This is a genomic window from Aminobacter sp. J44, assembly GCF_007829415.1.
Lineage (GTDB): Bacteria > Pseudomonadota > Alphaproteobacteria > Rhizobiales > Rhizobiaceae > Aerobium.
On the sequence record NZ_VLJG01000065.1, the window covers coordinates 1 to 9,970 of the forward strand.

10 protein-coding genes are annotated in these 9,970 nt (G+C 60.8%); 8 read left to right on the plus strand and 2 right to left on the minus strand.

Annotated elements, in window-relative coordinates:
• Together L610_RS17625 and L610_RS17630 are read left to right on the plus strand one after the other, a co-directional pair.
• Positions 1-618 (plus strand): VIT family protein (locus tag L610_RS17625; RefSeq protein WP_144706652.1); only part of this gene is annotated, 618 nt, incomplete at its 5' end.
• Positions 619-724: 106 nt separating this feature from the next.
• Positions 725-1,860, plus strand: a protein-coding gene (locus L610_RS17630) for an IS3 family transposase (RefSeq protein WP_144706654.1) whose coding sequence is annotated in 2 segments (ribosomal slippage) — positions 725-977 and positions 977-1,860 — 1,137 coding nt in all. Because the reading frame shifts where the segments join, the coding sequence is not laid out codon by codon here.
• Positions 1,861-1,989: 129 nt separating this feature from the next.
• On the opposite strand, the gene otsA is transcribed toward L610_RS17630, so the two are convergent.
• Together otsA and otsB are read right to left on the minus strand one after the other, a co-directional pair.
• Complete coding sequence (gene otsA, locus L610_RS17635) at positions 1,990-3,357, minus strand: alpha,alpha-trehalose-phosphate synthase (UDP-forming) (RefSeq protein WP_144706656.1); 1,368 nt, start codon at positions 3,355-3,357, stop codon at positions 1,990-1,992.
• A gap of 61 nt (positions 3,358-3,418) precedes the next feature.
• On the minus strand, positions 3,419-4,201 hold the full coding sequence (gene otsB, locus L610_RS17640; protein ID WP_186441592.1) for a trehalose-phosphatase: 783 nt from the start codon (positions 4,199-4,201) through the stop codon (positions 3,419-3,421).
• A gap of 263 nt (positions 4,202-4,464) precedes the next feature.
• On the opposite strand from otsB, the gene L610_RS17645 reads away from it, so the two are divergent.
• From L610_RS17645 to L610_RS17670, 6 genes are all read left to right on the plus strand, one after another.
• Entirely contained in the window at positions 4,465-5,655 is a 1,191-nt protein-coding gene (locus L610_RS17645) for a glycine betaine/L-proline ABC transporter ATP-binding protein (RefSeq protein ID WP_246659049.1), read from the plus strand.
• A 2-nt stretch (positions 5,656-5,657) separates the two neighbouring features.
• Positions 5,658-6,590, plus strand: coding sequence for a proline/glycine betaine ABC transporter permease (locus tag L610_RS17650; protein ID WP_144706661.1), 933 nt, complete (start codon positions 5,658-5,660; stop codon positions 6,588-6,590).
• A gap of 81 nt (positions 6,591-6,671) precedes the next feature.
• Positions 6,672-7,715 (plus strand): glycine betaine/L-proline ABC transporter substrate-binding protein ProX, encoded by a 1,044-nt coding sequence (gene proX / locus L610_RS17655; protein ID WP_144706663.1) that lies wholly within the window; start codon positions 6,672-6,674, stop codon positions 7,713-7,715.
• Positions 7,716-7,790: 75 nt separating this feature from the next.
• Complete coding sequence (locus L610_RS17660) at positions 7,791-8,186, plus strand: transcriptional regulator (protein ID WP_144706665.1); 396 nt, start codon at positions 7,791-7,793, stop codon at positions 8,184-8,186.
• A 49-nt stretch (positions 8,187-8,235) separates the two neighbouring features.
• Positions 8,236-9,459 (plus strand): mechanosensitive ion channel family protein, encoded by a 1,224-nt coding sequence (locus L610_RS17665; RefSeq protein ID WP_144706667.1) that lies wholly within the window; start codon positions 8,236-8,238, stop codon positions 9,457-9,459.
• Between the two features lie 195 nt (positions 9,460-9,654).
• Positions 9,655-9,861 (plus strand): hypothetical protein, encoded by a 207-nt coding sequence (locus tag L610_RS17670; RefSeq protein WP_144706669.1) that lies wholly within the window; start codon positions 9,655-9,657, stop codon positions 9,859-9,861.
• Positions 9,862-9,970: the final 109 nt, after the last annotated feature.

Consider the following 9,970-nt stretch of genomic DNA (forward strand, 5'->3'; position numbering starts at 1 on the left):
GGCATCGTTTCGACGGCAAGCCTGATCGTCGGCGTTGCCTCCGCCGCGCAGGGAGCCTCCGACATCATCGTGGCGGGTGTCGCTGGGCTCGTGGCCGGGGCCATGTCAATGGCGGCGGGTGAATACGTGTCGGTGAGCTCGCAGTCAGACACGGAGCAGGCCGACCTTGTCCGCGAACGCATGGAGCTGGAAACGCAGCCCGAGTTCGAGCGGGAAGAACTCGCACAGATCTACGTCCAGCGCGGACTATCGCCGGAGCTTGCGGCGCAGGTCGCCGATCAGCTGATGGCGAAGGATGCGCTCGAGGCGCATGCGCGGGACGAGCTTGGGCTTTCGGAGACGACAACCGCACGTCCGGTCCAGGCAGCTCTGACGTCAGCGGCGACGTTCTCTGCCGGGGCGGCGATGCCACTGCTGGCCGCGGTCCTTGCGCCTGCCGGCACACAGGTGTGGGTGACGTCGATCGCCTCGCTTGTGTTCCTCGCCGTTCTCGGCGCGATCGGGGCATGGGCGGGTGGTGCGAATGTATTGCGGGCGACATGGCGGGTCACGTTCTGGGGTGCGCTGGCCATGGCAATCACCGCCGGAATCGGCGGGCTGGTCGGCCAGGCGGTGTAGCCGTGGCATCGGACTGTCGATCGTGGCGACCATCGCGAACTGAGGTGGTGCCGGTTTTTGAGACAGGGGCATAAGGTGGATTTTCCGATGAAAAGGACGATCCAGCATGAAGACACGCAGACGGTTCTCGGCCGAGTTCAAGGCCAAGGTTGCGCTTGAGGCGATCCGCGGCGAGCGGACGATTTCGGAACTGGCGACGAAGCACCAGCTTCATCCCAACCAGATCACCCAGTGGAAACGGCAGGCCATTGAGAACCTGGCCAAGGCGTTCGACGACAAGGCAGCGGATGCACAGGTCGGCCGGGAGGCCGAGGTGACGAAACTGCACGCCAAGATCGGCCAACTCGTCGTTGAGCGGGATTTTTTGGCCAAAGCCTTCGATCGCTGAGCCTGGATCGGAGGAGTATGATGATTGATCCCGATCACAACCGGCTCTCGATCTGCCGCCAGTGCGAACTGGTCTCGATCTCGCGGGCGTCGTTCTATCGACAGCCTGCCGGCGAGAGCCCGGAGAACCTCGAACTGATGCGCATCATCGACGAGGCCTTCATGGAAATGCCCTGGTATGGCTCCAGGCAGATGGCGCGGCACCTACGGCGTCAAGGTTGGTGCGTCGGCCGCAAGCGGGTCCGGCGGCTGATGCGCAAGATCGGTCTGTCGCCGATCTACCAGGCTCCGAAGACCAGCGAGCCGCATCCGCAGCACCGCATCTATCCTTACCTGCTGCGGCATCTGGCGATCGAGCGGCCCAATCACGTCTGGTGTGCGGATGTGACTTACATTCCGATGCGGCGCGGCTTCCTCTACTTCGTCGCCATCATGGACTGGTTCAGCCGCAAGGTGCTGGCCTGGCGGCTGTCGAACACGATGGATGCCGACTTCTGCGTTGCCGCGCTCGAGGAGGCGATTGCCCGCCACGGCAGGCCCGACATCTTCAACACCGACCAGGGATCGCAGTTCACCAGCTTCGCCTTCACCACGACGTTGAAGGATGCCGGCATCCGCATCTCCATGGACGGGCGCGGCCGCTGGATGGACAACGTCTTCATCGAGCGGCTGTGGCGCAGTCTCAAATACGAGTGCGTCTTCCTCAATGCCTTCGAGACCGGCAGCGAGGCGCGCAGCGGCATCGGCTCCTGGATCGACTACTACAACCAGCGACGCCCACACTCGACCTTTGGCGGCAGGACACCCGACGAGGTCTATGCTACGGCACAAATGACGGAGCAATTGGCGGCGTAGAAACCAACCCGATCCACCTTAGCCAAGCCGCCAAGCTGTCTCACCAGACGGGTCCACCTCAGTCTGTTCGACCGTCTGTCGTCACGACGCTTTTGCCAAACACTTATCTGCGGAGCAGTGCCGTGTCTATCACCCTGACAGCTCCGCGAGAAAGTCCGAGCACCAGCGGGAGATGTCGTACTCCAAAAGCCGCTTCATCATCGGCGAGAAGCGCTCACGCCGCGCTTCGCGTGGCATCGATAGGCCCTGCGCGATCGCGTTGCCAACCGCCTCGATATCGTAGGGATTGACGAGGAGAGCCCCATCGAGTTCCCGTGCCGCGCCAGCGAAGCGTGACAGCACAAGCACGCCTGGATCATCCGGGTCCTGCGCGGCCACGAACTCCTTGGCGACGAGGTTCATGCCGTCTCTAAGCGGTGTAATCAGGCCGACGCGCGCAAGTCGATAGAGCCCGGCGAGTACATTTTGCGCGATAGCGCGATTGACATATCGGATCGGTACCCAGTCGAGGCGTCCTAGCGATCCATTAACATGACCGGCCCGTTCCGCCACTTCACGCTGCATTGCGGTGTAGCCCGGGACCTCCGTGCGCGATTTCGGAGTGACTTGGAGCATCGTCGTGCGCCCGTGATAGGCGGGGTTTGCCGTGAGGAATTTCTCATATCCATCGATACGGTGGGTTAGACCCTTGGAATAATCCAGACGGTCCACGCCGATGATCAGGTCACGCCCTTCGAGGCTTTCAGCGAATCGCCGAACCGCCGCAGTATTCATCGCCTCGCTGGCCATATCCGCAAAATGCCTTGTGGCGATGCTGATCGGAAAGGCGCCAGCCCGGAAACGCCGTCCATATGCTTCAAACCAGCCGCCACCGACATCACCGCCAATACCCTCCCGCCGTAAGCCCGAGGCGAAGTTGTCTACGTCGTGCCCGGTCTGGAAGCCGACCACGTCATAGGCCGTAAGCCCGCTGATGATGGCTTCGTGCACCGGCAGGGTAAAGAAGACATCCGGTGGCGGCCAGGGAATGTGCATGAAGAAGCCGATGCGGTTCTCGACTCCCAACCTGCGCAGTTCCGAGGCGATGGGAATCAGGTGGTAGTCGTGAATCCAGATCAGGTCATCGGGCTGGACCAGCGGCCTGAGCCGTTCCGCGAAGAACCGATTGACACGAAAATACCCTGCCATGTCCTTGCGGGCATAGTCCGTAAGGTCGAGCCGATAGTGGCACAGCGGCCATAGCACGCTGTTTGCAAAGCCGGCATAGTACTCGGACAGGTCACGGCGCGAGAGATCCGAAAGCGCGAAGGTGATGCGGCCATGCTCATGAAAGCTCAGGGGCCCCGGTTCCTTCGCCCCGCTGGATTTGCCGGACCAGCCCATCCACACGCCGCCATGCAGCTCGAGCGCCGATTCCAAGGCTACAGCAAGCCCTCCGGGAGGCGGCCCTTTCGCGACATCCGGTACCCTGTTGGAGACGACGATGAGGCGGCTCATCCTGTGCCCTCCAGCCTGCGGAAGTGATCCGAAGCGGGGCACGCGTTCCCATGCAGCGCCCTCATGCCGAAGCCCTTTCTATCCAGGCACGCACGTCGGAGGGGGAGGCAACGCGATATCTCGCACAGCTCTGCCTGCAGTCCTCCCCGACACGCACGGATAGACCGTCAAGCCGATTAGCCGCCATGAACATCGGTTCGTCAGTCACGTCGTCGCCCATGGCCAGGGGTTGTCGCCCGGAAAAGGGCTCAGCTTCCATAAAGGCCATGAGCGCATCGCCCTTGTCGCGGCCGCGCGGCCGCAATTCTAATACCTGTTTGCCTTCCTGTAACACCCAGCCCGATCCAACGGCTTCGGTGAGGTCTTGCATCAGGTCACGGAGAGGCATCTCCCTTTCGGGTGCAAGCCGGTAGTGCGCAGCAAAAGCTGCTCCCTTGTCTTCGAATACAACGCCCGGCCAGCGGGCCACCTCCTGGCGAAGACGCAACTTCCCGGCGTTGAATTCCGACGTGGTCTTGACGCGCCCTGCATTCCCGGAACCATCTCGCCATTCGGCTCCGTGAAGACCAGATACCACTAGTTCTGCATCGGGAAACAGGCGGTCGACAAACTCGATTGGTCTTCCTGTCACCAGCGCCAGCGCACCATCGAGCCTTTCGGACATGCGTGCCAGCGCAAACGGCATACCGGGGGGCACGACGACAGCCTCTGGCGTGCTCGCGATATCGAGAAGCGTGCCATCGATGTCGAGAAAGACTGCCAGGCTGGCGATTTGCGTAGGCAGTGCATATGAGTTTGCGCGCCGAGAGGCCGACGCGCCTAGCAACGAATCCTTCTTGTGCATGGCATTAAAATGCAGGTTCAGCCGGAATGGGCAACCCATCTCTTGAGACCGCGTCCCACTACGTCAGCGTAGGCATCGCACCTCAGCGGGTTGACGATCGAAGGACCGTCTCCCTATAACGGCAACCTCTCAAGGCAATTCGGCCTTCCACGCGCTCGACGCTGAATATTTTCGTGGCTGATATGATATATCCGGCCGTGGAACTCTAAGGAGATTCTCGAGCGTATATCACGCTGACATTCAGTGTCATTATCATGTGCTCAATGAAGCGATCCATGAAGCCTAAAATATCTGGAAAGAATCTATACAAGATCTTTGGCAACGATCCTTCGATGGCTCTCAGCCTTCTCTCGTCAGGAAAGAGCAAGGACCAGATATACGAGACGACGGGTCAAGCTGTCGGTGTCCACGATGTGACCTTTACGGTTGTCGAGGGTGAGATTTTCGTCGTGATGGGGCTTTCCGGGTCGGGGAAGTCTACGCTGGTGAGGATGATCAACGGTCTCATCAAACCTAGCGCCGGCGAGATTCTTATTGACGGTATGGACGTTGCCAACTGTTCCGAAGAAGATCTCCGCAACATCCGGCGCGAGAAGGTGGCGATGGTGTTCCAGCACTTCGCCCTCTTTCCGCACAAGACTGTAGCTGAAAACGTTGCCTTCGGACTCAAGATCCGCGGCGTGAAGCAGGCTGAACGCCGGGAACGCGCGCAGGCTGCGCTCGAACAGGTCGGCCTCGGCGCGCGGGCGGACAGCTATCCCGACGAGCTTTCTGGCGGGATGCAGCAGCGTGTGGGACTGGCGCGAGGGTTGGCTTCAGAACCAGAAATCCTGCTGATGGACGAACCGTTCAGCGCGCTCGACCCTCTCATTCGCAGCGACATGCAGCAGGAATTGCTCGAACTCCAGCGCTCGCTGAGAAAGACCATCGTCTTCATCACCCACGATCTCAACGAAGCGCTGACGCTTGGCAATACGATCGCGATTATGCGCAACGGTGCGATTGTCCAGACCGGAAGCGCCGAGGAGATCGTCGGCAGCCCAGCCGATGATTACGTTTCGGCCTTTACGCGCGACATTGACCGGTCGCTGGTATTCAAGGCAGACAGCATCGCCCGGGCGCCTGGGACGATCGATATCGGCTCCAACGATCTGAGTTCGGCGATCGCCCGCATGGAGCAGGTCGGCGCCGACGCCGTTCATGTGCTCGACGGAGACAGGCTCGCCGGGGTTATCACCTACCAAGCGGCCAACGCGGCATTCCGCGATGGAATGACTCTTGAAAGCGTCGTCTCGCATGACTTCCCCACGGCGTCGCCGCAGGCACGGCTGTTCGATCTCTATCCGCTCGCAGGAGCAGGTCTGCCGATCGCGCTCACCGATGAGACGGGCCGGCTCACCGGAGTCGTCCGCCCGCAGGACGTTTTCCGTCAGCTCGCCGGCGAAAGGGAATAGCAATGTGGAGCCCCGCCGACATTCTTTCGCTGCCCTTCGCCGATTGGGTCAATTCGCTGGTACGGGACTGGCTCGTGCCGAATTTTCGGCCTTTCTTCCGCTCGATGCAATGGCCGATCACCCAGGTGCTCAACGGCCTGTCGGCTTTCCTGAATGCCACGCCGATGCTCGTCTTCACGAGCGCACTCGCACTGATCGCATGGCGGACAGCCGGGCGTGGCGTCGCGCTGTTCACGCTCGTCGCCCTGTCGTTCATCGACGTAATCGGCCTTTGGCCGGAAACCATGACGACGCTCGCGATGGTGGTTACCGCCGTGCTTTTCTGCGTCGTGATAGGCATTCCGCTCGGCATCGCCGCCGCGCGGAGCGATATCTTCCGCGCGGTCATGCGACCGCTTCTCGATATCATGCAGACTATCCCGTCCTTCGTGTACCTCGTGCCGATTGTCATGCTGTTCGGCGTCGGGGTCGTTCCCGGCATCATTGCTACCATTATCTTTGCCCTGCCGCCCATAATCCGGCTCACCGACCTCGGCATCCGCAACGTGCGCAAGGACCTGACGGAAGCTGCCACCGCCTTCGGCGCGACGCCGTGGCAGATGCTGGTCGAGGTGCAGTTCCCGCTGGCGCTGCGCACCGTCATGGCCGGCCTCAACCAGACGCTGATGCTGGCACTTTCGATGGTGGTGATTGCCGCGTTGATCGGCGCAGGAGGCCTTGGGCTCACGGTGTTCACGGGCCTTGGCCGGCTCGATGTCGGCAACGCGACGGCCGGCGGCGTCGGCATCGTGCTGCTTGCAATTATCCTTGATCGTATCAGCCAAGCAATGGGCGAGAAGCGTACCGTGCGCGGCCCCTCGCTCCTGGAGACGATACGATCCCTGTTCTCTCTGCGGGCAGCAAGGCCCTCGGAAGAGGCCGAACGGGCTGGCTGAGCCTGCTCCAGCCGCGTCTTGCGCGGTTCCCATGTCCCCAGATCTCAGGTGGGGACGCAAGAAGAAGACAAGGAGACTACTATGACCAAGCCATCTCTCTCTCGGCTTTTTGCCGTCGCCCTATCGGCAGGTGCGATGCTGGCCGTTCCCGTCACATCTTTGCAGGCGCAGGAAGGTCCGGGCGCCGGAACGACCGTCAGAATGGCTCAGGCCACCTGGGACACCGGCTGGTTCGAGGCAGCCGTCTACAAGCAGCTGCTCGAAAAGCTCGGCTACACCGTGGAGGGGCCGACGACGCTCGACAATCCGCCTTTCTATCAGGCCGTCTCTCAGGGTGACCTCGACCTGTGGGTCAATGGCTGGTTCCCGCTCCATAATTCCTACGAGAGCACCTATTCGCAGGGTGCAGAGCTTGTCGGCTATGTCGCCAAGGGCGGAGCGCTGGAAGGCTATCTCGTCGACAAGGCCTCGGCAGAGAAATTCGACATCAAGACCCTCGACGACTTCAAGCGCGACGACGTGAAGGCCGCGTTCGACCGCGACGGCGATGGCAAGGCGGATCTGGTCGCCTGTCCTCCGGGCTGGGGCTGCGAGATCAATATCGAGCACCACCTCGACGCCTACGAGTTGCGTGACCACGTCAATCCGATCAAGGCCAGCTATGCCGCGTCGATGGCTGACGCGGTCGCGGCCTATGGTGAAGGCACGCCGATCCTCTTCTACACTTGGACGCCAAACTGGACCGTCGACACTCTAAAGCCCGGCGAGGATGTCGTATGGATCGAGGTTCCGGAGGTCGACCTGCCGGAAGACCTCATGAGCCTCGCAGATGCCGCCACGCTTGAAGGCGTGGCCGGTTGTGTCAATAATCCGTGCAAGCTCGGCTTTCCGGCAAATGACATCCGTCCGGTGGTGAATTCCAGTTTCCTCGAAGAGAACCCGGCTATCCGTGCGTTGCTCGAGACTGCCTCGCTGCCTATCGAAGACATCTTCTCCCAGAACGCGCGGATGAACGATGGTGAGGGCAGTCAGTCCGACGTCGATCGCCATGCTGCGGAGTGGATCGAGGCAAATGCCGACTTGGTCGATGAGTGGCTCGACAAGGCACGCGCGGCAGCCGACTGACACTGGCTCGATGGCGGCGCAATACGCGCCGCCGTCGTTCCCCTATCGTTACCAAACGCACCACGAGGCACACAGATGCTTTCCGGAGGATATGACCGCAACCCCATATCAGAGGACACGCTAGGGGGGCGGATTTCGCTTGCCCGCGAGATCATGGGGATGAGCTTGGAAGAGGCTGTGTGCAATCTCGGCGTTTTGATGGAAACCTGGAGCGCGTGGGAATGTGACCGTGACATGCCGCGCGCCAACCGGCTGACCATGATGGCCGGGCTACTGGGTGTCAGCCCGTCTTGGCTCTTGACAGGCATCGGGACAGGCCCAGTCGAACGACGGCCGGATAATCCAGCTGAACTCTTGCGTGCGTTCCGCCAGACCTCGCAGGAGGTTGCCAACCTCAGTAGGCGAATGCAGGGAATCGCCGACGCGCTTGCGCACCGGCAGGAAGTGGAGCAAGACGAAACGGCAGCCTGAACCGGAAAGGACTGTTTGCCCGTATGCAACGAATGTTGGAGAGGTGATCGTGACTGCGGAGGTCTTCTCTCATCCCATAATCGTCACCGGCCTCGCGCTGGCGGGGCTGACCCTTACAGCGCTGTTCGCGAACTTTGTCGTCAAGGCACTTCTATTGCGCGGCCTGAACCGACTGCTGGACTATACCACCTTCGGCCGCGACCCCGAGCTTCGCCGCCATGGCCTGATCGAAAGGCTGGCGAACGTCATGCCTGCGCTGGTCGTTTCGCTCGGCATCGCGCTGGTTCCCAACCTGCCGGCCTTCATCGTCATCGTCGTTAAGAATGTCGCCAACGCCTTCATGATCCTGACGGTGGCGATGGCGCTCAGCGCAGCGTTCAACATCGTCGATACAATTTACCACCGTCGCCCCGATGCCAAGCTGAAGCCGATCAAGGGCTATATTCAGGTCGTCAAGATCGCGGTCTATGTCATCGCGGCGCTGCTTATGATCGCCACGCTGATCGACCGGTCGCCGCTGATCCTGCTGTCCGGCCTCGGTGCGATGGCCGCGGTTCTTATCCTCGTTTTCCAGGATACGCTTCTTTCTCTGGTCGCAGGCATCCAGATTTCCTCCACGGACATGGTACGTGTCGGTGACTGGATCGAGATGCCGAGCCAGAATGCAGACGGCGACGTGATCGAGATTGCGCTGCACACGGTTAAGGTACAAAATTGGGACAAGACCGTCACGACCATCCCAATTCGCAAGCTCGTCACCGATTCATTTAAGAATTGGAGGGGCATGCAGGAATCGGGCGGACGGCGCATCAAGCGAGCTATCTTTCTCGATCAGACCAGCATCCGCTTCCTTGAGCGGGACGATTACGAAAAGCTCGCATCGTTCGGTCACCTCGAGACCTATCTGGAGAAGAAGCGCGCGGAACTGGCCGAGTGGAATGCGAAGCTCGGTGAGCGTGCGAACGTGCCCGCCAACACGCGCCGCACCACCAATATCGGCACTTTACGTGCATATCTGGAGAACTACCTGCACAGCCATCCCGGTATTCATCAGGCAATGACCATCATGGTGCGGCAGCTTCCACCCGGCCCGGAAGGCCTGCCCCTTGAAATCTACTGCTTCACCAACACGACCGCTTGGGCGGCATATGAGGGCGTCCAGGCTGACATCTTCGACCATGTTCTTTCCATCCTGCCTGAGTTCGACCTGCGCGTCTTCCAGAATCCGAGCGGACAAGATTTTCGTGAGCTGTGCAGGCCAGCGTCCCGCTAGGCGAAGCCACTTAAGCCCGAACCCGCATTACAGCGATCCTGGCGCCAAGAGATATTGAGAAAGGTCAGCCCGCGACGAGAAAGTGGCCGATGGCTAACCTCCTTTGAATTTGCATTGGCCCAGCCGATGCTGGACTGTTAAGCTTCATCAAGCAATGCTCCTCTTCCGATATAATGATCCGAGGAGGCAGCAACCATGGCCCGCCGACGAGCGCTCTCTTCCAGGGAGGTCGATGCGCTGCGCGAGGTTGGCATGCACTGGATCTCCGACAACCTCTATCTCCAGATCCGCGATCAGGGGACCAGAAGCTGGCTGTTGCGTATTCCGATGAAGCCGGCCATTGATTCCGAAACGAAGCCGGCCACCTGTTCCGATTTSAWBCCGGCCAGCATTCCGATTTGAAGCCGGCCAGTCGATGCTCCCCTGGGTCGTTGTTTTGAATGGCTCCTGTTTGTCGTGCGGTCAAGCGGCGGATGGAGTGTGGCGCTGCTTTCGCAGGCTCTCGCCGCTG